Source organism: Sandarakinorhabdus sp. (assembly GCF_040398665.1).
In the GTDB taxonomy this organism is placed as follows: Bacteria; Pseudomonadota; Alphaproteobacteria; order Sphingomonadales; family Sphingomonadaceae; genus Sandarakinorhabdus.
On the sequence record NZ_JBBATQ010000007.1, the window covers coordinates 23,338 to 44,895 of the forward strand.

At 65.4% G+C, this 21,558-nt stretch carries 18 protein-coding genes; 11 read left to right on the forward strand and 7 right to left on the reverse strand.

The annotated features are described in order from the left end of the window. The 4 genes from ABWP22_RS10185 to ABWP22_RS10200 all read left to right on the forward strand — a co-directional run bounded on the left by ABWP22_RS10185 (position 1) and on the right by ABWP22_RS10200 (position 2,380). The gene (locus ABWP22_RS10185; RefSeq protein ID WP_353199863.1) at positions 1-687 is read left to right on the forward strand and encodes an aspartate/glutamate racemase family protein; all 687 of its coding nucleotides are present in this window, start codon (positions 1-3) and stop codon (positions 685-687) included. Between the two features lie 42 nt (positions 688-729). Continuing rightward, entirely contained in the window at positions 730-1,191 is a 462-nt protein-coding gene (locus tag ABWP22_RS10190; RefSeq protein WP_353199864.1) for a GNAT family N-acetyltransferase, read from the forward strand. A gap of 122 nt (positions 1,192-1,313) precedes the next feature. Next, the gene (locus ABWP22_RS10195) at positions 1,314-1,496 is read left to right on the forward strand and encodes a hypothetical protein (protein WP_353199865.1); all 183 of its coding nucleotides are present in this window, start codon (positions 1,314-1,316) and stop codon (positions 1,494-1,496) included. 137 nt (positions 1,497-1,633) lie between these two features. Next, positions 1,634-2,380 (forward strand): hypothetical protein, encoded by a 747-nt coding sequence (locus ABWP22_RS10200; protein ID WP_353199866.1) that lies wholly within the window; start codon positions 1,634-1,636, stop codon positions 2,378-2,380. Positions 2,381-2,498: 118 nt separating this feature from the next. Here the strand turns inward: ABWP22_RS10200 and ndk are convergent, their stop codons facing one another. Together ndk and ABWP22_RS10210 are read right to left on the reverse strand one after the other, a co-directional pair. Beyond that, positions 2,499-2,921, reverse strand: coding sequence for a nucleoside-diphosphate kinase (gene ndk / locus ABWP22_RS10205; RefSeq protein ID WP_353199867.1), 423 nt, complete (start codon positions 2,919-2,921; stop codon positions 2,499-2,501). A gap of 195 nt (positions 2,922-3,116) precedes the next feature. Continuing rightward, entirely contained in the window at positions 3,117-4,595 is a 1,479-nt protein-coding gene (locus tag ABWP22_RS10210; RefSeq protein WP_353199868.1) for a leucyl aminopeptidase, read from the reverse strand. 107 nt (positions 4,596-4,702) lie between these two features. Here ABWP22_RS10210 and ABWP22_RS10215 point away from each other — a divergent pair, with 107 nt between their 5' ends. From ABWP22_RS10215 to ABWP22_RS10235, 5 genes are all read left to right on the forward strand, one after another. Beyond that, on the forward strand, positions 4,703-7,003 hold the full coding sequence (locus tag ABWP22_RS10215) for an LPS-assembly protein LptD (protein WP_353199869.1): 2,301 nt from the start codon (positions 4,703-4,705) through the stop codon (positions 7,001-7,003). Between the two features lie 162 nt (positions 7,004-7,165). Then, positions 7,166-8,530 carry a peptidylprolyl isomerase gene (locus ABWP22_RS10220; RefSeq protein WP_353199870.1) on the forward strand — a complete coding sequence of 455 codons (1,365 nt, stop codon included), beginning with the start codon at positions 7,166-7,168 and terminating at the stop codon, positions 8,528-8,530. Next, positions 8,530-9,549, forward strand: a complete 1,020-nt coding sequence (gene pdxA / locus ABWP22_RS10225) for a 4-hydroxythreonine-4-phosphate dehydrogenase PdxA (RefSeq protein WP_353199871.1) — start codon at positions 8,530-8,532, stop codon at positions 9,547-9,549. Before ABWP22_RS10220 ends, pdxA begins: the two co-directional genes overlap by 1 nt. Then, positions 9,549-10,370, forward strand: a complete 822-nt coding sequence (gene rsmA, locus ABWP22_RS10230; protein ID WP_353199872.1) for a 16S rRNA (adenine(1518)-N(6)/adenine(1519)-N(6))-dimethyltransferase RsmA — start codon at positions 9,549-9,551, stop codon at positions 10,368-10,370. Before pdxA ends, rsmA begins: the two co-directional genes overlap by 1 nt. 79 nt (positions 10,371-10,449) lie before the next feature. Next, positions 10,450-12,105 carry a M20/M25/M40 family metallo-hydrolase gene (locus ABWP22_RS10235; protein WP_353199873.1) on the forward strand — a complete coding sequence of 552 codons (1,656 nt, stop codon included), beginning with the start codon at positions 10,450-10,452 and terminating at the stop codon, positions 12,103-12,105. A 149-nt stretch (positions 12,106-12,254) separates the two neighbouring features. Here ABWP22_RS10235 and ABWP22_RS10240 read toward each other — a convergent pair whose 3' ends face one another. The 4 genes from ABWP22_RS10240 to ABWP22_RS10255 all read right to left on the reverse strand — a co-directional run bounded on the left by ABWP22_RS10240 (position 12,255) and on the right by ABWP22_RS10255 (position 16,756). Then, positions 12,255-12,737, reverse strand: coding sequence for a tetratricopeptide repeat protein (locus ABWP22_RS10240; protein WP_353199874.1), 483 nt, complete (start codon positions 12,735-12,737; stop codon positions 12,255-12,257). Positions 12,738-12,762: 25 nt separating this feature from the next. Next, positions 12,763-13,911, reverse strand: a complete 1,149-nt coding sequence (locus ABWP22_RS10245; RefSeq protein WP_353199875.1) for an RsmB/NOP family class I SAM-dependent RNA methyltransferase — start codon at positions 13,909-13,911, stop codon at positions 12,763-12,765. Beyond that, the gene (gene guaB / locus ABWP22_RS10250) at positions 13,908-15,401 is read right to left on the reverse strand and encodes an IMP dehydrogenase (protein WP_353199876.1); all 1,494 of its coding nucleotides are present in this window, start codon (positions 15,399-15,401) and stop codon (positions 13,908-13,910) included. Before guaB ends, ABWP22_RS10245 begins: the two co-directional genes overlap by 4 nt. A 116-nt stretch (positions 15,402-15,517) precedes the next feature. After that, positions 15,518-16,756: a hypothetical protein gene (locus tag ABWP22_RS10255; RefSeq protein WP_353199877.1), complete on the reverse strand. Its 1,239-nt coding sequence runs from the start codon at positions 16,754-16,756 to the stop codon at positions 15,518-15,520. A gap of 175 nt (positions 16,757-16,931) precedes the next feature. Between ABWP22_RS10255 and ABWP22_RS10260 the strand changes: the two genes are divergently transcribed. Next, entirely contained in the window at positions 16,932-17,612 is a 681-nt protein-coding gene (locus tag ABWP22_RS10260; protein ID WP_353199878.1) for a lysoplasmalogenase family protein, read from the forward strand. A gap of 383 nt (positions 17,613-17,995) precedes the next feature. Here the strand turns inward: ABWP22_RS10260 and gyrA are convergent, their stop codons facing one another. Next, entirely contained in the window at positions 17,996-20,671 is a 2,676-nt protein-coding gene (gene gyrA, locus ABWP22_RS10265; RefSeq protein ID WP_353199879.1) for a DNA gyrase subunit A, read from the reverse strand. A 294-nt stretch (positions 20,672-20,965) separates the two neighbouring features. Here gyrA and ABWP22_RS10270 point away from each other — a divergent pair, with 294 nt between their 5' ends. After that, entirely contained in the window at positions 20,966-21,286 is a 321-nt protein-coding gene (locus tag ABWP22_RS10270; RefSeq protein WP_353199880.1) for a GIY-YIG nuclease family protein, read from the forward strand. Positions 21,287-21,558: the final 272 nt, after the last annotated feature.

The following is a 21,558-nucleotide window of genomic DNA, read 5'->3' on the forward strand; positions in this document are numbered from 1 at the left end:
ATGCACATCGGCTTGATCGGCGGCATCGGCCCGGCAGCGACCGACCATTATTACCGCCGGCTGATTGCGGCCTTTGCGCAGGCCGGTGCGCCGCTTGAATTGACCGTCGTGCATGCCGATGCCCCCACCTTGCTGGCCAATCTGGCGGCCGGGGATGCAGCGGCACAGGTGGCGATCTATCGGCGGCTGACCGCGCGACTGGCCGATGCCGGCGCCGATTTCGTCGCGATCACATCGATCGCCGGGCATTTCTGCGTCGAGGACTTTGCCGCTGTGTCGCCCTTGCCGCTTCTCGACATGCTCAGCGCGATCAGCGCCCATATCCAGCGCACCGGCCTGTCGCGGATCGGCCTGCTCGGCACCCGCACCGTGATGGAAACCCGGCTCTATGGCCGCATCGCCACGGCCGAACTCGTTCCGCCACGCGGCGACAGGCTCGGCACCGTGCATGATGCCTATGCCGCCATGGCCGCGGCCGGCAGCGTCACGCCGGATCAGCGGGCGATCTTCCGGGCAGCGGCAGATCAACTGCGGAACGAGGACGGCGTGGAAGCCCTCATGCTGGGCGGCACCGATCTGGCCCTGGTCTTCGATGCGGCGACGTCGCCCTATCCGCTGGTCGATTGTGCCGGGCTGCATGTCGATGCCATCGTCCACCACGCGCTCGGCAACCCGCTGCCGACCTGAACAGCGATGACGCTCACCCTCTCCCCCGCTGCTGAGCACAACTTGCTGGCATTGAACGCTGCCAACGAGCAGGAAACATCCCCGCTCGATGCTGCGGCGCTGCACCGGCTGGTCGCTGGCTGCTGGCATCTCGGCCTCGCCGGCCCGGACGGCCAGCTTGGCTTTCTGATCGCGCTGGATGAAACCCATCCCGATTACGCCAGCCCGAACTATCTGTGGTTCAAGGCGCGCTACCCCCGCTTCATCTACATCGACCGCGTGGTCGTTTCAGCCGCAGCGCGCGGCCGCGGCGTTGCCCGTTCGCTGTACGACGAGCTGTTCCGCCGAGCGATGGCCGAAGGCGTGCCGCTGATCGGCTGCGAAGTGAACAGCCAGCCGCCCAACCCGGCCTCTGATGCCTTCCACGCACGCCTGGGCTTTGCGGACATTGGCCGGGCCGCGCTGCCCGGCGGCGACAAGCTGGTGCGCTACCTCGCGCGGTCGACCGCCGATTGGCCCGCCTGATCGCGCTGTTTCCGAAAGCCGCCATGCGACAGGTGCCGGATACGGAGCATGACCGGCGCCCCGGATGATTCGGCCCCGCCGGCTGATTGGGCTTCGTGCTCCCGGAAAGGCCCGACCGGGCAATGGTTGAGCCGATGCTGATCGCGGTGCGGCGCTTGGGCGCGCCCAAGCGGCTGGCAATGCTGCGCTTCTGTAACGCTGGGGCTGCCCACCCCATTGCTCCCAACATCAGCCTCGCCTATTTCCGCCGGGCAGCCGGCACGCAGGACTGGGCTGCAGCACAATGGGGGACAATATCGACATGATGCGCAATCTGCTTCTTGCTGCGGCCCTGGCTGGCCTATCGGCGCAGCCGCTTGCTGCACAGGCGACGGACGCCGCCGCCGCCGCGCCCGCTGTGGCCCCCTTGAGCATCTTCATTTCCGACAAGGGGCCCAACGGAATGAGCGATCTGCCCATGGGCGTGAAGCGGATCACCGACAGCAATATCGTCGTATCCGGCCACCAGAAGGGTGGCGCGCTGGGCCTGTTGTTCGGCGTGGTCGGCGTGGCCATCCAGAGCGCGGCCAACACCGATGCCGGGGGAAAGCGGACGAACGACATCCAGGACGCGCTGCGCTTCGACGTGGCCGGCCGGGCCAGCGAATTGGCCAGCGGCATCCTGGCCGAGGAATCGTTCCGCGGCGGCTACACGCTTGCCACGGAAGAAAGCCCGTCAGCCGTTTCGGTGGTGCCCTATATTGTTCTCACCTACGTCAACGAAACCGACGTGCGGCCCTATATCGTGCTGAAGACCAAGCTCGAACCCGAAGCCGGCAGCAAGAAGCCCAGGACCATCAAGTATTTCTGCTGCGAAGGCCCGGCGATGCCGTTGGTCGGTGAGGGCAGCCTCACCGAAAACAATGGCGAAAAGCTGAAAGCCCTGCTCAACACCGAGCTGGACACCGCCCTTCGCATCATGCTGACGGACCGCCGCCAGCCATTTGCCCGCAATGACGACGCCAAGCTCGACGTGAACGGCTCGCTGCCCTTTGTCGGCAAGTCGTTCAAGTGGCGGGGTTGGGATCTTGGCAGTTACAAGGATTACAAGCTGATCGAATTCCGCGGCGGTATCCTGGTGTTTGGCGGCGTCCATGCCGTCGAACCGGGGGCGCTGGAGATCACGCCCTATGTGAAGAAGCAGAAATGACGCGCACGAAGCCGGCTTGAAGTCATCGGCGAACAGGATCGTCCCCTTGCGGGGCCGGTGCAAAGAAAAAGGGCCGCAGCGGAAGCTGCGGCCCTTTCCATGCGCGGGGTGCGTCGGCTCAGCCGACGATTTCGGTCTGCGCGAAGAAATAGGCGATCTCGATCGCGGCATTTTCCTCGCTGTCCGAACCATGCACGGTGTTGGCTTCGATCGATTCGGCCAGTTCCTTGCGGATGGTGCCGGCATCGGCGTTGGCCGGGTTGGTGGCGCCCATGATGGCGCGATAGGTCGGGACGGCGTCTTCGCCTTCCAGCACCTGCACGACCACCGGGCCGGAGATCATGAAGCCGACGAGATCAGCGAAAAAGCCGCGCTCGCGGTGGACGGCGTAGAAGCCTTCGGCCTGGGCCTGGGTGAGGTGCAGGCGCTTTTGCGCGATGATCTTCAAACCGGCGGCTTCGATCATCGTGTTCACCTTGCCGGTGATGTTGCGGGCGGTGGCATCGGGCTTGATGATCGAGAAGGTGCGCGTGATCGCCATGGCAAATTCCTGTGTTGCAGTGCGGGATAGGGAATGCGCGGCCCCCTACAGGCCGGGCCTGCAAATGGCAAGGCTTGGTGATCCTCCGCCATTGGGGGAGGTGCCCGAAGGGCGGAGGGGGCTGGCCTTTGCCGCTACCGGCGCGCCCCCTCCGTCACGCTTCGCGTGCCACCTCCCCCTGAGGGGGAGGATTGATCACCCCTCGAAATTGTCCGCGACGAACCGATCGAGCAGGCGCACGCCGTAACCCGTCGCGCCCTTGTCCCAAAGGGGCCCGGCCTTGCTGGCCCACACCGTGCCGGCGACATCGAGATGCGCCCATTTCACGCCCGGCTTGATGAAGCGCCCGATGAACTGCGCCGCGGTGATCGATCCGCCTTCGCGCGGGCCGACATTCTTGATGTCGGCGATGTCGCTGTCGATCAACTTGTCATAGGCGTCGCCGATCGGCATCCGCCACAGTTTTTCGCCCACCGCCGCGCCGGCTGCATTGAGCTGCCCGGCCAGGCCATCATCATTGGCGAACATCCCGGCATGTTCATGGCCCAGCGACACGATGATCGCCCCGGTCAGTGTCGCCAGATCGACCACCACCTCCGGCCCGAACGTCTCCTGCGCCCACCAGATCGCATCGCACAGCACCAGCCGGCCTTCGGCGTCGGTGTTGATCACCTCCACCGTCTGGCCGTTCATGGTGGTCACCACATCGCCGGGGCGCTGGGCATTGCCGTCGGGCATATTCTCCACCAGGCCGATCACGCCGACCACATGCGCCTTGGATTTGCGCGCCGCGATGGCGTGCATGGCGCCGGTCACGGCCCCTGCCCCGCCCATGTCCCACTTCATGTCTTCCATGCCGCCCGGCGGTTTCAGGCTGATGCCGCCGGTGTCGAAGGTGACGCCCTTGCCGACCAGGCACACCGGCTTCACATCGTCGCGGCCGGTGCCGTTCCAGCGCATCGCCAGGATGCGCGCCGGCCGCACCGAGCCTTGCGCCACACCCAGCAGCGCGCCCATGCCCAATGCGCGCATCGCCGCATCATCAAGGATGGTCAGCTCCACGCCCAGCGCCGCCAGATCGCGGGCGCTTTCGACGAAGCTTTCGGGATACAGCACGTTCGGCGGCTCGCTCACCAAGGCCCGCGTGCGCGCGACGCCGCCGGCAATCGCCGCCAGCCGCGCATGCACATCGGCATCGCCGCCGCCGATGATGGAGAGGCCAACCAGCGTCGGCTTCTGCTTCTCAGGCTGCTTGGTGCGATATTGATCGAACCGCCATGCCCGCAACGTCGCGCCGTGCGCCAGATGCGCCGCCAAGACGCCATCCAGCACACCGGCGACATCGACATTCACATGGGCCTCGCCGCTGGTCAGCAGCCGCGCGGTGATGGCACCGCCGATGCGCTCGGCGGCCAGTGCGTCCAGCTTGGCGGCCGGGCCGGTGCCGACCAGCAGCAGCCGGCGGGTGGGCAGCCCGGCCGGAGCAAGGATCTCGACGATGGCACCGGCTTCGCCATCGAAGCGCGCCGCGGCGGCCGCGGCCGTCACCGCGCCACCTGTGGCGGCATCGGCGGCCTTGGCGGCATCGGAAAGGACCAGACCAGGCCCGGCCAGCACCACCAGGGCATCGGTGGCATCGGCGGCAACAGCAGGCAGATAGGTGATGGCAAGCATGACAATGTCCTTGAACTGATTCGCGCGTGGCCCATCGATTAGGCCCGCTGCGGGCCTGCGCCAAGCAGATGGTTGCGGGTGGGGTCTGGCCCGGCTATCGAGCGCGCGTGGCTTTCACCGCTCCCCCACCCGGCAAGCGCCGTTCCGCGCTGCTGCTGGCCGCCGCAACCCTGGCCTTGGCGCCCGCCCCGGCCCTGGCCCAGCGGCTGAGCCCGGCACTGTGGGGCAATCGCGATCCAGCCAACCGTGATCCTGATGCCGAACAGCGCGCCGCCACGCCGCCACGCGCGGGTGACACGCTGGATTTCGGCGCCGACCAGCTCATTTATGACGAATCCCGGCAACTGGTGATTGCCAGCGGCCGGGTGGAATTGACGCGCGATGCCTATCGCCTGTCGGCCGATCGGGTGGAATATCAGCGCAGCAGCGACGGCACGCCGGGCGAAGTGGTGGCGATCGGCAATGTGTCGATCACCGATCCGGCCGGCAATCAGGCGATGGGTGATCGCATCACCCTCACCGATACGCTGCGCGATGGCGCCATCGCCAACATGCTGCTGGTGCTCAACGATGGCGGCCGTCTGGGCGCCCGCACGGCCACCCGCGCCGGGACAAGCTATTCGCTCGATCGGGCCGCCTATTCGCCTTGCGCGGTGATCGATAACATCGGCTGCCCGCAAACCCCGGTGTGGAAGATCAAGGCGGTGAAAATCGTCTATGATGAATCGCGCCACCGCATTTCCTATCGCAATGCCAGCTTGGAAATGTTCGGCGTGCCGGTGCTGTATTTCCCGCGGCTGTCGCACCCGGATGGCGATGCGCCGCGCGCCGCCGGCGTGCTGGTGCCGGCCATCGAACTGCAGCGCCAGCTTGGCCTGGGTGTCTCGGCCCCGATCCATTTTGCGCCGGGATCGGATTTCGATGCCACGCTCACCCCCTGGCTCTATACCGCCACCAATCCGGCGCTGGCGTTTCAGGCGCGCAAGCTGCTGAAGGACGGCCCGATCCAGGTCGACGGCATGTTCACCGTGTCGCGGCGCTTCGATCTGGCCGCCGATGGCTTTACCGAGCTTGATCGCGGCGAGCGTTTCAGGGCCTATGTCGGCATCAAGGGCCGGCTGCAGCACAGCCCGCACTGGCGCAGCGTGTTTTCGGTGCGACTGACCACCGATGATACATTCAACCGCCGCTATGGCCTGGGCTTTGATGACACGCTGCGGTCGTCCTATGCGCTGGAACGCATCACCGACGAAAGCTGGCTGTCGGTTGCCGCCTGGTATTTCCAGGGCTTGCGCGCCACCGATCGTGCCGGGGAAAGCCCGCTGCTGCTGCCACTGATCGATTATGACTGGCGCCCGGATTGGGACATTGGCGGCGGCCGGTTGCGCTTTGGCGCCAATTCCACCCTGCTCACCCGCGCCAGCGGGCAGGACATGTTCCGCGCGCTGGGCTGGGCGCGCTGGGATCGCAGCCTGACGACCTCGCTCGGCCACCGGGTCACCCTTTCCGGGCTGGCGCGCGGTGATCTCTATGATGTGCGCGACAGCACGCTGGCCACACTGCCCGAATATGCCGGGCGGGATGGCTGGCGCGGACGCGGCTTTGGCCTGGCCGCCATCGACATTGCCTGGCCGTTCGCTGGCCCGGCCCTTGGCGGGGAGCAGATGATCTCCCCGCGCCTGCAATTGGTCGCGGCGCCGCGCGTGGCCAATCTGGGCTTTCCCAACGAAGACGCCCGCGCCTTCGAACTGGATGACAACAGCCTGTTCGATCTCAACCGCACGCCGGGGCTCGATCGCATCGAAAGCGGCAGCCGCGTCACCTGGGGCGGCGAATATATGCTCGATCGCCCGGGCTGGCAGATCCGCGCCGAAATCGGCCAATCGCTGCGCCTGGATGGCGATGGCGGGGAATTTGCGGCCGGCACCGGTTATCAGGGCCGGGTTTCCGATGTGGTGGGGCGCGCCACGCTGAAGATCGGCCGGCTGGTTGAACTCACCCAGCGCTTCCGGCTCGACAAGAACAGCTTTGCCGTGCGCCGCAACGAAATCGACCTGACCATCGGCGGCCGGCGCACCTATGTCTCGGCGGCCTATATACGGCTCAACCGCAACGTCACGTTGGAGGATCTGGAAGATCGGCAGGAATTGCGCGTTGCCGGCCGGGTGGCCTTCGCGCGTTATTGGACGCTGTTCGGCAACGCCATCATCGATCTGACGACAAAGGCCGACAATCCCCAGACCACCGGCAACGGCTTTGACCCGATCCGCCACCGCATCGGGGTGGAGTATGAAGACGAATGTTTCCGGGTGGGCTTTGGCTGGCGCCGCGATTATGTGGGCGACCGTGATTTCCGCCCCGGCAACAATTTCCAGATCAGCGTAGCCTTCAAGACAATTGGCCGATAAATCAGCCGAGGCCACACCATTGGCCAATACCAATCAATTTTTCACCGGGCGTTCAGATGCGCGCTGGCAGGCCAGCATTATCGCGCTTTCCCCCATGGGCGGCGATGCGCTAAGGCCAAGCAGCAACGGGGGGTGGGCGCCGATGCGCGACGGAGTGACGGAATGAATTCTGCAAAGTTGAACCGGTCACTGATCGCCTGCCTGCTGGCTGGCGTGGCGGCGCTGGCCCCGATGGCGGCACCGGCATTGGCTCCCGCCTTTGCACAGACATCGGCACAGCGCAGCTTTTCCGCCAATGATCTGCCCGATGTGCTGCTGATGGGTGACGTCGATCCGGCGCTGCGCAAGGCACAGGCCATCGTCAACGGCGATGTCATCACCGATACCGATATCGATCAGCGCCTTGGGCTGGTGGTTGCGGCGAACGGCGGCCGCATCGATGATGCCGAACGCCAGCGTTTGCGCCTGCAGATCGTCCGCAACCTCATCGATGAAAAACTGCAGATGCAGGAAGCGGCCGAGAACGACATCCGCATCAACGAAGCCGAAGTGACACGCTCGTTCGAGCGCATCGCCCAGAATTTCAAGCGCACGCCCAAGGTGTTCGAGGATTATCTGCACACCAGCGGATCATCGGCCAACAGCCTGAAAGGCCAGATCCGCGCCGAACTGGCCTGGAGCCGGGTGCTGCGCCGCAAGGTCGAACCGATGGTCAATGTCGGCGACGATGAAGTGCAGCAGGTGATCGACAAATTGAACGCCGCCAAGGGCAAGGACGAATATCATGTCGGCGAGATTTTCCTGTCGGCGACGCCCGAAACCCTCGATGCCGTGATGGAAGATGCCGCACGCATCACTGGTCAGATTCGCGGCGGGGCCAGCTTCGTCGCCTATGCGCGGCAGTTTTCCGAAGCCTCCACCGCTGGCCTGGGTGGCGATCTTGGCTGGGTGCGCGCCGAACAGTTGAACGACAAGGTGGCCCCCGCCGTGGCCACGTTGCAACCCGGCCAGATCAGCGATCCGATCCCGGTCACCGGCGGCGTCGCCATCATGTCGATGCTGGAACGCCGGCAGGTGCTGGCCGCCGATCCGACGCTGGCGCTGCTCAGTCTGAAGCAACTGACCATCCCGCTGCAGGCCAATACCACCGAAGTCCAGGCGCGGGAAAAGGTGGCGGAGATCCAGTTGGCCACCCGCGGGATGGGTGGCTGCGGCGGGGTGGAGGCTGTCGCCAAGAAGATCGGCGGCGAAGTTGCCACCAATGATGCCATCCGCATGAAGGATCTGCCGGCGCCGCTGCAGGCCATCCTGGGCAAGTTGTCGATCGGTGAAGCCACGCCGGCGTTCGGTTCGGCCGAAGAAGGCCTGCGCGTGCTGGTGCTGTGCGGCCGCGACGACAGCCAGATCGAAGCCAAGGCGCCGAATTTCGACGAGATTTATGCCCAGATGAACGATGAGCGGGTGAACATGCGCGCCCGCCGCTACCTGCGCGATCTCCGGCGCGACGCCATCGTCGATTATCGCTGATGAGCCCGCACAGTCTGGCGGCGCCGCTGGCGGTATCCATCGGCGATCCCGCCGGCATCGGCCCGGAAATCATCGCCGGCGCCTGGGAACGCCGCAACGAACTGTGCAGCGAAGGTCGGGGCTTCCCGCCGTTCCTGGCCATCGGTGATGCAAGGTCGATCCGCGCCGTGTGGGACGGGCCGATCGCCGTGTTGTCCGATACCGCCGAAGCCGCTGGCGCCTTTGCCAACGCCTTGCCGCTGATCCAGGTCGATGATCCCGGCGAGATCGTGCCCGGTGAACCCAATCTGGCCGGCGCGCGCTGTGCGCTGGACAGTCTGGAGTTTGCCGTCGGCCTCACCCGCCAGGGCATGGCATCGGCGCTGGTCACCGGCCCGGTTTCAAAGGCGCAATTGTTCGCCATCGGCTTTTCCTATCCGGGGCAGACCGAATTCGTCGCCGAACGCTGCGGTGTGTCGGCCGCCAATGCGGTGATGATGCTGGCGGGGCCATCGCTTCGCACCATTCCGCTCACCGTGCATGTGCCGCTGGTGGATGTGCCGCGCCTGATCAGCATCGAACTGATCGTCGCCCGCGCCCGTATCGCAGCGCGGGCGCTCACCCGGGATTTCGGCATCGCGTCCCCCCGCCTCGCCATCGCCGGATTGAACCCGCACGCCGGTGAAAACGGCACGCTGGGCCGTGAAGAGGTCGACATCATCCGCCCGGCCATCGAGATCCTGCGCGCCGACGGCCTCGACATCACCGGTCCGCTGTCGGCCGACACGATGTTCCATGCCGCCGCCCGCGCGCGTTTCGATGTCGCCTTGTGCCTTTATCATGATCAGGCGCTGATCCCGTTGAAGGCGCTGCATTTCGATGATGGCGTCAATGTCACGCTCGGCCTGCCGATCGTGCGCACATCGCCCGATCATGGCACGGCGTTCGACATCGCCGGCCGCGGCCTGGCCACGCCCAACGCGATGCTGGCTGCGATCCGGATGGCCGGCGCCTGCGCAGCGCGGCGCAAGGCATCTTGATGGCATTGGCCGATCTGCCGCCGCTGCGTGAGGTGATCGCCGCACACGGGCTGAACGCCAAGAAGACGCTGGGCCAGAATTTCCTCACCGATACCAATCTGCTCGATCGCATTGCCCGCATTCCCGGTCTGGATGGCAGCAGCCGCGTCTATGAGGTCGGCCCTGGCCCCGGCGGTCTCACGCGGGCGCTGCTGCGCACCGGGGCCAACGTGATCGCCGTGGAGCGCGACGACCGCGCCCTGCCCGCCCTCGCCGAACTCGCCGCGGCCGCCGATGGCCGGCTGACCGTGGTGGGCGGTGATGCCATGGCCGTTGATGCGCGCGCCCTGGCCGGGGACGGTGCCCATATCGTCGCCAACCTGCCCTACAACATCGGCACGTCGCTGTTCACCGGCTGGCTGGACGCGCCCGAATGGCCGCCATGGTGGGCCAGCCTGACCCTGATGTTCCAGCGTGAAGTGGCCCAGCGCATCGTCGCTGCCCCGGGCGATGATGCCTATGGCCGGCTGAGCGTGCTCGCCCAGTGGCGCAGCCGCCCGCGCATCGCCATGACCGTGCCGGCCCGCGCCTTCGTGCCGTCGCCCAAGGTCGAATCCGCCGTGGTGCATCTGGTGCCATGCGAACCCCTGTCGCCCGCCACCCCGGCGCGCCTGGCCGCGCTCACCGCTGCCGCCTTCGGCCAACGCCGCAAGATGCTGCGCGCCAGCGTGCGCGGCATGCCCGGCGCGTTGGAAGCGCTGGAGCTTGAGGGCATCAAGCCCGAAGCCCGCGCCGAAACCGTGCCGGTGGAGGCCTTCGCCAAGGCGGCAGCCCGGCTTTAGGCCGACGCCGATTGGCCTTTACGCCCTCACAGAACATGCCACAATCGCCGCCGAGCCGCCGCAAGGGGAGTGTGGGCACATGAAATCGAAAAATCTTGGTCTGGCGCTGGCGATGCTTTCGGCGTCATCGGCGTTGGCAGCCACAGCCCTGGCACCGGTGCCGGCCGCGCAAAAGCCGGGGTTTGATCGCATCCGCGAAGGCGATCTGCGCGCCGATCTCGGGTTTCTGGCCTCCGATGGGATGCAGGGCCGCATGTCGCTGCAACCGGGCGATGAAGCCGCCATCCAGTGGGTGGCCGCCGAATTCGCCAAGGCGGGGCTGAAGCCGGCCGCCACCGATGCCAGGGGCGCCGCCAGCTTTTTCCAGCCAGTGCCGCTGCTGGAATATCGCCCCAACACCGCCGCCAACAGCCTCACCCTGACGACCGGCACCGCCACCCAAAGCTGGAAATTCCCGGATTTCACCGGCGGCTACAAGAATGATCTCGATCTGTCGGCGCCGCTGGTCTTTGCCGGCTATGGGATCACCGCACCCGGCATCGGTTATGACGATTATCAGGGCCTCGAAGCGCGCGGCAAGATCGTGGTGGTGATCGAGCATGAGCCGCAGGAAAATGATCCGAAATCGCGCTTTGGCGGCACCGGCAACACCCGCCATGCCACCAACCGGGTGAAGGCGCTGAACGCGCAGGCGCACGGCGCGCTGGCACTGATCGTGCTGGCCGAACCCAATCGCAAGCATCCCTCCAATATCGACCGGGTCAATCGCATCGGTGGCAGCATCCGGCGGGTGCCGGGGTTGCCGGCGCAGGCGCTGCTCGACGATGATCTCAACATTCCGATCCTCACCGTGAACGACAAGCTGGCAGCCAGCCTGCTCGCCGGCACGGGTTCCACCCCGCAAGCCTTGCAGGCGGCGATCGATGCGAACCTCACCCCGCAATCACGCAGCCTGCCCGGCATCAGCCTGGCCATCCATCTGGAAAACAGCGTGCGGTCGCGGGGTTTCTCCAGCAACGTCGTCGGCCTGCTGCCCGGCTCTGATCCCAAGCTGGCCGCCGAAACCATCATCATCAGCGCGCACCATGATCATGACGGCTTCACCGGGCCGGACATTTATCACGGCGCCGATGACAATGGCTCCGGCACGGTGGGCGTGGTGACGATGGCGCGCGCCTTTGCCGCCAATCCGGTCAAGCCAAAACGCTCGATCCTGTTCGTGGTGTTTGCCGCCGAGGAACGCGGGCTGCTGGGCGCCTATCATCTGGCCCGGCAGCCGCTGCGACCGCTGGCGACGACACGGGCGATGATCAATTTCGACATGATCGGCCGCGACGAAACGGCCAGCGAGCAGACCGACGGCCTGATCACCATCCCGGCCGACACCAGCAACCGGCTCAACCTGATCGGCGCCGGTTACAGCCCGGATTTCGATGCCGTCGTGAAGGCCGCCAATGCCAGTGTCGGCCTGACGCTCGATGACCGGTTCGACAAGGACAATGCGCTGAACATCTTCTTCCGCAGTGACCAGTTTCCGTTCGTGCTGAACGACATTCCGGCCTTCTGGTTCTTCACCGGTTTCCATCCCGATTATCACCAGACGACCGACACGGCTGACAAGATCAACTATGCCAAAATGACCAACATCCTGCGCCTGTCGTACCTGTCGGCCTGGCGGTTTGGCGATGATGCCGCTGTGCCGGCCTTTGTGCGTGATCCGCCCGGCGCGAAATAGCCGGCTGCGCTTGACGACGCCCACCCCCAACCCCTCCCGCAAGCGGGAGGGGAGAAGTTTGGATGTGAAGCATACGCGATCCACAACCACAAATGGCTCCCCTCCCGCTTGCGGGAGGGGCTGGGGGTGGGATTACTGAACTGCCGCCTTCAGTTCCGCGCCGCCACCGGCTTCGCTGGCGCTGCACTTGCCGTCTGCGTGCCCTTGGCGATCACGCCTTCCAGCCGCGCCGCCGCCGAGCAATCCGCCTTGCACAGCGCCTTGATGCGGGCGAGGTTGATCTGCGCCCGCGCCGTCGCCCCGCGCGCCACCAGTGCCCGGCCCTGGCCTTCCAGCGCGGCAAGGTCCGACGGGTTCAGCGCCAGTGCTTCGCGATAATATTTCACCGCCTTGCCGGGCAGGCCCAGCGCTTCATAGGCGCGGGCGATGCCGCTGAACGCCGCGACATTGCGCGGATCGACGGCCAGTGCGGCTTCGAAACTGTCGATGGCGTCTTGCGGCTTGCCGGCGGTCAGCGCGATCTGGCCGCTGCCAGCCAGTTGCACCGATAGCGATTTCAACTGGTCGTCACGGCCGGTGGCAGCAGGGGCAGCCGTGGCGATCAGGGCCGCAGACAACAGAAACAAACGCATCGAAACTCTCCCTGCCGCCAACCTATCAAAGCCGCGATGACTGCGCGATGAAAAAGCCGTCGCAGCCATCGTCGGCCGGCGTGAGCACGCGGCTTTTCCACGGCGCCAATGCCGGCGTGTTGGCCAATTGCGCTTCGCCTTCGGGCGGCAGCAGCGAACAGACCACATAGACGATGCGCCCGCCGGGACGCAGCAGCCGCGTGCCGAGATTGATCAACTGCGCCTGGGTATGCACCAGCCGCGCCAGCCGTTCGCGGTTCAGCCGCCAGCGGCTTTCCGGATTGCGCCGCCAGGTGCCACTGCCCGAACAGGGCGCATCGATCAGCACGGCATCGCATTGGCCCATCAGATCGGCCAGCGCGGCGGCTTCCTGACCCGGATCAAGCAGCCGCATGTCGATGCCATCCGCGCCGGCACGGGCCGCGCGTGGCGGCATCTGGCTCAGCCGGCCGCGATCGGTGTCGCAGGCGACCAACCTGCCCTGCCCCGCCATGTCGGCGGCCAGCGCCAGCGTCTTGCCGCCGGCGCCGGCACACAGATCGACCACCGTTTCGCCCGGCCGCGCCGCCAGCGCTGCTGCGGCCATCTGGCTGCCTTCATCCTGCACTTCGATCTGCCCGGCCTGCCAATCCTCCAACTGTTCCAGCACCGTACCGGTGGGCAGGCGCAGGCCATGCGCGGTGCGTGGCAGGATTTCCCAATCCGGATGAGCCGCCGCCACCTGTTCGCGGGTCGCCTTCAGGCTGTTGACCCGCACATCCAGCGGTGCGCGGTCCATCAGCGCCACGAGTTGCCGGCCGACATCGCCGCCAAAGCGCAAGCCCAGCATATCGCGCAGCCAAGCCGGGGCGAGGCCCATGGTGGCCGCCGGTTCGCCCTGCACCAGCGGCAACGGCGCATGACCGGCGGCGCCGAAATGCGCCAGCAAGGTTGGATCATGGGCCCGGGCATAGCCGATCACCGCTGCCCGCCCGGAATGCGGCCGTTCGCCCAGGGTCCGCACCACGCCGAACACCAAATCCCGCACCGCGCGGCGATCCTTGGAACCGGCATAGCGGCGCGTGGTGAAATAACGCTGGATCAGCGTGTCGGCCGCAGCGCCGCCATCACGTGCCGCGATGATCACCGCATCCAGTATCTCGATGGCCGCAGCCAGGCGTGCGGCAGGTGTCATCCGCTGGTGGGGTAGTTCGGGGCTTCACGCGTGATCATCACGTCGTGAACATGGCTTTCGCGCAGGCCCGCATTGGTGATGCGGATGAATTCGGCGCGCTCGCGGAAATCCGCCAGCGTCGTGGCACCGGTATAGCCCATCGCCGCCTTCACCCCGCCAACCAATTGGTGCAGCACATTGGCCACCGGGCCCTTGAAGGCCACCTGGCCCTCGATGCCTTCGGGCACCAGTTTCAGTTGATCCTTGATATCCTGCTGGAAATAACGATCCGCCGAACCGCGCGCCATCGCCCCCACACTGCCCATGCCGCGATAGGATTTATAGGTGCGGCCCTGCCACAGGAAGGTGTCGCCCGGCGCTTCCTCGGTGCCGGCGAGCAGGCTGCCGACCATCACCGCGCTGGCGCCCGCCGCCAGCGCCTTGGCGACATCGCCACTGGTGCGCAGGCCGCCATCGGCGATCACCGGCACGCCGGCCGCCCAGCCGGCTTCGGCCGCATCGATCACCGCGGTCAATTGCGGCACGCCCACGCCGGCCACCACGCGCGTCGTGCAGATGCTGCCCGGCCCGATGCCGACCTTGATGCCATCGGCACCGGCATCGATCAGCGATCGTGCGGCGGCGGCGGTCGCCACATTGCCGGCGATCACCTGGGCATTGTTGCTCAGCCGCTTGATCCGCGCCACCGCGGCCGCCACCTGATCGCTGTGGCCATGCGCGGTATCGACCACGATCAGATCGCATTCGGCATCGAGCAACGCTTCGGTGCGTTCATAACCGGCATCGCCCACCGTGGTGGCGGCCGCCACGCGCAGCCGGCCGGCGCCATCCTTGGTGGCGTGCGGATGGTTCACCGCGCGCACGATATCCTTCATGGTGATCAGGCCGATGCAATGATTGTCATCATCAACGACGATCAGCTTTTCGATGCGGTGATTGTGCAGCAGGCGGCGCGCGTCGGCTTCGGTGACGCCGGGGCGCACGGTCACCAGATTGTCGCGGGTCATCAATTCGGCAATCGGCTGCGCATCATTTTCGGCAAAGCGCAGATCGCGGTTGGTGACGATGCCGACAAGGCGACCCGGCGCGCCGCCTGGGCCGACGCGCTCCACCACCGGAAAACCGGAAATGCCGTGGCTGGCCATCAGCGCGCGGGCATCGCCAAGCGTCTGATCCGGTGTCAGCGTCACCGGATTGACGACCATGCCGCTTTCGAACCGCTTCACCTGCTTCACCGCCAGCGCCTGTTCGGCCACGGTGAGATTGCGGTGCAGCACGCCGATGCCACCCATCTGCGCCATGGCGATCGCCATATTGGCTTCGGTCACCGTGTCCATCGCGCTGCTCATCACCGGGATGTTCAGGCTGATGCCGCGCGTCACCATCGTGGAGGTGTCGGCCATGCTCGGCATGATGGCGGATGCCGCCGGCACCAGCAGCACATCATCAAAGGTCAGCCCCAGCCGAGGTTCCTTGATACGGGCTGGCATTGGCACGACTCCTGTGGCTGGCGGCGGGTTGGCCTCCATAGGGGCAGACGCCCAATAAGAAAAGCGCGCGCCGCTGTGCCGCGGCGCGCGCCTGTCATTCTGTCACTGGCGCCGGATCAGGCGGCGGCAAGCAGCACGTCGTAGAATTGCGCAATGGCGCGGCGCGGGCCAGCCTTCACCGCGTCGAACGCCGCCTTGGCGCCGGCCTTGTCGCCAGCCTTCATCAACGCCACGGCCAGCCGCAGGTTCACCGTATCCTGATCGATCCCGGCCGCACCGACCAGACCCTTGTAGAAGGGCACGGCCTTTTCGTGCTGGCCCAGATTGGCCAAGGTATCGGCGACCACCAGCGCGATGCGCGGGGACGTCTTGGCTTCCTTTTCCAGCGCGGCGATGCCGGCCTTGCTCTCGGCATTCTTCGCCGTGGCCTGCTTGACGATTTCGCCGATGCCGACCTTGGTCGGATCGATCAATTTCTTGGCAATGCCTTCCTTCAGCACGAGATCGGCTTCATTGGGCATGCCGCGGTCGAGCGCCGCTTCGGCATATTCCAGATAATTGCCGGCCGTGGTCATGGCGCCAGCGGCCCACAGCAGGCGGCCGAAATCGATCAGCGTGTTGTTGTCGAGATTGCCGGCGCGCTGCTTGGTGAGTTCGATGGCCGTGTTGTAGCTGCGCGGTTCCGGAAAGGCCTTCACCCAGCCGAGCAGCGCCGGCATGATCTGATCGGCCATGTTGCCATCGATCACCGCCTGCGCGCGGAATTCATACCAGCTGCGATCGCCCTTCTGGCCAGCCGCTTCGCGCAGCGCGATTGCCTTGGACAGAAGTTCCACAACCCGCGGGCGGTTGTTGAGCGCGGCGTTCACACTGGCGGCCTGCACCAGCATGTCCACATCGTCGGGCTTGGCGGTCAGATAGGCTTCATAGGCCGTCCACGCCTTCTGGTAATCCTTGCGGTTGCTGGCCAGGCCGGCGATGAATTTGGTGAAGGTGATCTTTTCCTCGGCCTCGATGCTCGGGGCCAGCACGGCCTCGCTCAGCGCTTCTTCCAGCTTGATATTGTCTTTCAGAACCTGCGCCGAATACAGCTTCAGCTTGGCCATGATCAGCGCGTCATCCTTCTCGGCGCGCGGCACGTCCTTGGCTTCATCCAGCTTGGCGATGGCGCCGGCATGATCACCGGCGGTCTGCAACTTCTGCGCGGCAATGACGATGGCCAGGATCGGCTTGGACAATTTCGGCGGCACCGGCTTTTCAGCCTTCGGCTTGGCCTGGGCCAGCGCCGGGCTGGCGGCGCCCAATGTGGTGCCGGCCATCAAGACCAGCGCCAAGGCGGTTGCAAATTTCTTCATCTGATGCCTCCCTCAAGCAATGCAAGGCTGGGCTAAAACGTCACGCCAGCCGCGTCAACTGATGCTGCATGTTGTGGCACGCGGCCCTATCGCCGCCAACATGAACAAAGCGTGAGTCTGACCGCTTCACCTCGTCGCGGCGACGGGCTATGGAGATGCCGGTCCCGTGGTTTCCGTGATTGCCCGTTTGCCGCTTGCCGGCCTGCCGCTGCGCTTTCTGGTGCTGGTTGGCGCTGCGCTGGCGGCCGGGCTGTTCTATCTGCTGCTCTCCCCCTTGATCGATGGCGCGGCCGATGTGGCGCTGAAAGGCAGCGGCGTCGCCCTGCTGGCGCTGGCGGCGCTGCAACTGCCGGTGCGCGGCGCCGGCAGGCTGGCGCTGGTGATGGCGCTGGGCGCGGCCGGCGATGTGCTGCTCGAACTGCCGGGATTGTTCCTGGCGGGCGGCGCCAGCTTTGCCGCCGGGCATCTGGTGGCGATCCTGTTCTATGCCCAGCATCGCCGCCAGACAGTGGCGGTCGACCGCATCATTGCGGCGCTGCTGATCCTTTATGGCCTGGCCATGCCGCCACTGCTCACCCCTGCGGGCCTGCCGGTCGGTTTCACCATGATCTATGCCGTGCTGCTGTGCGGCATGGCGGCCAGCCTGTGGATCAGCCGCTTTCCCCGGCTGGCGGCGCTGGGCGGGCTGTTGTTCGTGCTGTCCGATACGGTGCTGGTGCTGCGCATGGGCGGCGGGCACTTGCTGGGGCCGGCGCTGGATGGCGCCCTGGTGTGGATCAGCTATTTCGGCGGCCAGTGGCTGATCGCGCTGGGCGTGGCGCGCGGCCTGCTGGCGCGCGCGGCGCACCCGGATTAGAGCGTTTTCCGATCAAGCTGGGTCACCGGCACGGCGGCGGATTTGGTTCAGGGCAAGGAGCGAGGAGGGCGCGATGCTCTTTGCATCGTAACCGACGAGGGACGCCGCCCTGGGCCAAATCCGCCCCGCCCCGAAGGGGTCGCCCGATAGGGCGATGACGGTGATCCAACTTGGTCGGAAAACACTCTAGACGGACAAACTCCCTCCCCCTTGCGGGGAGGGCGAGAGACACCGAAGGCGGCCCGGGGTGGGGGCGCCTCCTGCCGCCACATATGGAACCCCCACCCCCCCGGATCAAGTCCGGGGCAGGCTGCTCGGCTGACGCCGGGTCGCCCTCCCCGCAATGGGGTGGGAGCTGCGACTTTCAATTCAATGGCCGACTATCAGCCAGCTGCGTCCACCCCTGCATCCTCACCCTCCGGCGGGATCAACGCCGCCGAAACGACATGTTCGTCATCGGCCACCTTGAACAGCGTCACACCCTGCGCGGCGCGGCCCATGATGCGAATCTCCGCCGCGCGGATGCGGATCAGCTTGGCCTGATCGGTCACCAGCAGCACATCATCATCATCATGCGCGGTGAAGCTGGCTACCACGTCGCCGTTGCGGTCGCTTTCGGCGATGTTGCGGATGCCCTGCCCGCCGCGCCCGGATTGGCGATATTCATAGGCACTGCTGCGCTTGCCAAAGCCATTGGCGGTGATGGTCAGGATGAACTGTTCGGCGGCCGCAAACTGGCCCATGCGATATTCCGACAGCACGCGATCGTTCGGCTCATTCTTCCAGGCGGCGGCCTTCAGATAATCCTCGCGCTCCTCGGTGCTGGCTTCAAAGCCCTTCAGCACCGCCATCGACACGACTTCATCGCCGGCGCCCAGCGTCATGCCGCGCACACCGGTGGAGGTGCGCGACACGAACTCGCGCACATCATCCACGGCAAAGCGGATCGCCTTGCCGCTTTTCGCCGCCAGGAACACATCGTCGGCCACATCGCACAGCGCCACGCCGATCAGGCGATCATCATCGCCCTCTTCAAAGCGGATGGCGAGCTTGCCGGCCGTTGGCACGTTGGTGAAGGCATCCATGGCGTTGCGGCGCACGCTGCCGTTGGCGGTGGCAAACATCACATGCAGCTTGCCCCATTCGGTCTCGTCCTCCGGCAGCGGCAGCACCGAGGTGATCGTCTCGCCAGCAGCGAGCGGCAACAGATTATTGAGCGGGCGCCCCTTGGCCTGGGGAGAGCCCTGCGGCAGGCGCCACACCTTCAGGCGATAGACCTTGCCGGCGGAACTGAAGAACAGCACCGGATTGTGGGTGGAGGTGACGAACAGATTCGTCACCGCATCCTCATCCTTGGTGGACATCGCATTGCGGCCCTTGCCGCCGCGCCCTTGCGCGCGATACTCGGCCAGCGCCACGCGCTTGATCCAGCCCGACATGGTGACGGTGACCACCATCTCCTCGCGCTCGATCAGATCCTCGTCGTCGATATCATCACCGGCCATCACGATTTCGGTGCGGCGCTTCGACTGGAAATCATTGGTGACTTCCTCCAGCTCGGCACGCAGCACGCTGCGCAGCCGGGCGCGATCGGTGAGGATATCGAGCAGATCGGCAATCACCGCGGCCAGTTCCTGCAACTCGCTGCCGATCTCGTCGCGGCCCAGCGCGGTGAGTTTCTGCAAGCGCAGATCGAGAATGGCGCGCACCTGCAATTCGGTCAGGCGGATGGTCGGCGCATCGACATCGACGGTGCCAGCCTCCACCAGCGCCAGATAGGGGCGAATGTCGGCGGCGTCCCAGTCGCGCGCCATCAAGGCTTCACGGGCTTCGGCCGGGCTGGCACTGCCGCGGATGATGCGCACGACTTCGTCAAGATTGGCGACCGCGATGACCAGGCCGATCAACAGATGCGCGCGGTCGCGCGCCTTGGCCAGATCATGCTTCGATCGCCTGGTGATCACCACTTCGCGGAAATCGACGAAGGCCGCGATGATGTCTTTCAGGCCCAGCAATTCCGGGCGGCCGCCGCGGATGGCGAGCATGTTGATGGCAAAGCTCTGCTGTGCAGGCGTAAAGCGCCACAACTGGTTGAGCACGACCTCCACCGTCGCGTCGCGCTTCAATTCCATCACGATGCGCACGCCTTCGCGATTGCTTTCGTCGCGCAGGTCCGAAACGCCTTCGATGCGCTTGTCCTTCACCGCCTCGGCGATTTTCTCGACCAGCGCATTCTTGCCCTGCTGGAACGGAATTTCGGTGAGGATGATGGCACGCTTGTCGCCACGGCTTTCCTCTACCACGTGGCGTGATCGCACACGGATGCTGCCGCGCCCGGTTTCATAGGCCTGGCGCAGTTGCGAGGTGCCGAGGATCAGGCCGCCAGTGGGGAAATCCGGTGCCGGCACATGCGCCATCAGGCCTTCAACACTGATCAGCGGATCATCGAGATAGGCGCGAACCGCATCGATGACTTCATTGAGATTGTGCGGCGGAATATTGGTCGCCATGCCGACCGCGATGCCGCTGCCGCCATTGACCAGCAGGTTCGGGAACCGCGCCGGCAACACCGACGGTTCATTTTCCGAACCATCATAGTTGGGGATGAAATCGACCGTATCCTTCTCGATATCGGTCAGCAGCGCTTCGGCGGACTTGGCCAGCCGCGCTTCGGTGTAGCGCATGGCGGCAGCGGCATCCGGATCCATCGAACCGAAATTGCCCTGGCCGTCGATCAGCGGCAGCCGCATCGACCAATCCTGGGCCATGCGCACCAACGCCTCGTAAATCGCGCTGTCGCCGTGCGGGTGATATTTGCCCATCACGTCCCCGACGATGCGCGCCGATTTGCGATAGGGTTTGCCGGGCGTGAAGCCGTTTTCGTAACTGCCCCACAGGATGCGCCGATGCACGGGTTTCAGGCCATCGCGCACATCCGGCAAGGCGCGGGCGACGATGACCGACATGGCATAATCAAGAAAGCTCGTCCGCATCTCCGCAACGATGGAGATCGGTTGGATATCGGGGGTGCCGGCAGGCGGCTGAGTAACTGAATCCATTGGTTTTTATCGGCCCGGCATCAAGTGTTGCAAACGCATGACCGGATTAGGGGAAAGTGTGACAAAAGGCCAGCGCAAAGGGGCCTGCGTGAAGCGTCGGATCGCGCGCACCCTATCCCCCAGAAGACCAAGTCATGCTGGCGAAGGCCAGCATCCACTGTGCCGCCTGGCCCCCACGTTGCCACAATATGGCCCCCGCTCCACCATGGATGCTGGCCTTCGCCAGCATGACTGATTACTTTGTTCCTGAACTGTCCCTTTTGATACACAACATCCTGATGGGAACATTGTCCCATGCCAAAACCCGGCTGGCTCTATATTCTCGCGAGTGCGCCGCGCGGCACGCTGTATCTGGGTGTCACCTCAAACCTCCTCAACCGCATCCAGCAGCATCGCGAAGAATATTTCGCCGGCTTCTCGGCGCGCTATGGCGTGAAGCTGCTGGTCTGGAACGATCATTACACCGACATCGCCGATGCCATCCGCCGCGAGCGCATGATGAAAACCTGGAAACGCGACTGGAAAATCCGCCTGATCGAGGAGCATAATCCGCTTTGGATCGATCTGGCCGAGGGCATGGGTTTCCCGCCGTTACCGAAGGACCCGAAGAGGTAAATACAAACCCTCAAACAAAACCCAGTCATGCTGGCGCAGGCCAGCATCCACCGTGCCGTCTGGCTCCCATGTTGTAACCGAATAACACCCGCTCCACCGTGGATGCTGGCCTGCGCCAGCATGACAGTCACTTTGAATTTACAGGGCGTCACGCCTCAATTCGTCAATCTGCGATCTCACCTTTTTGGACCAAAGTGATTGTGGCAGCCACAGTGGCGGGGCCACAACCCCATGACGCCGCAGTCCATCACGCCCAGCCAGCCACAAGCGAA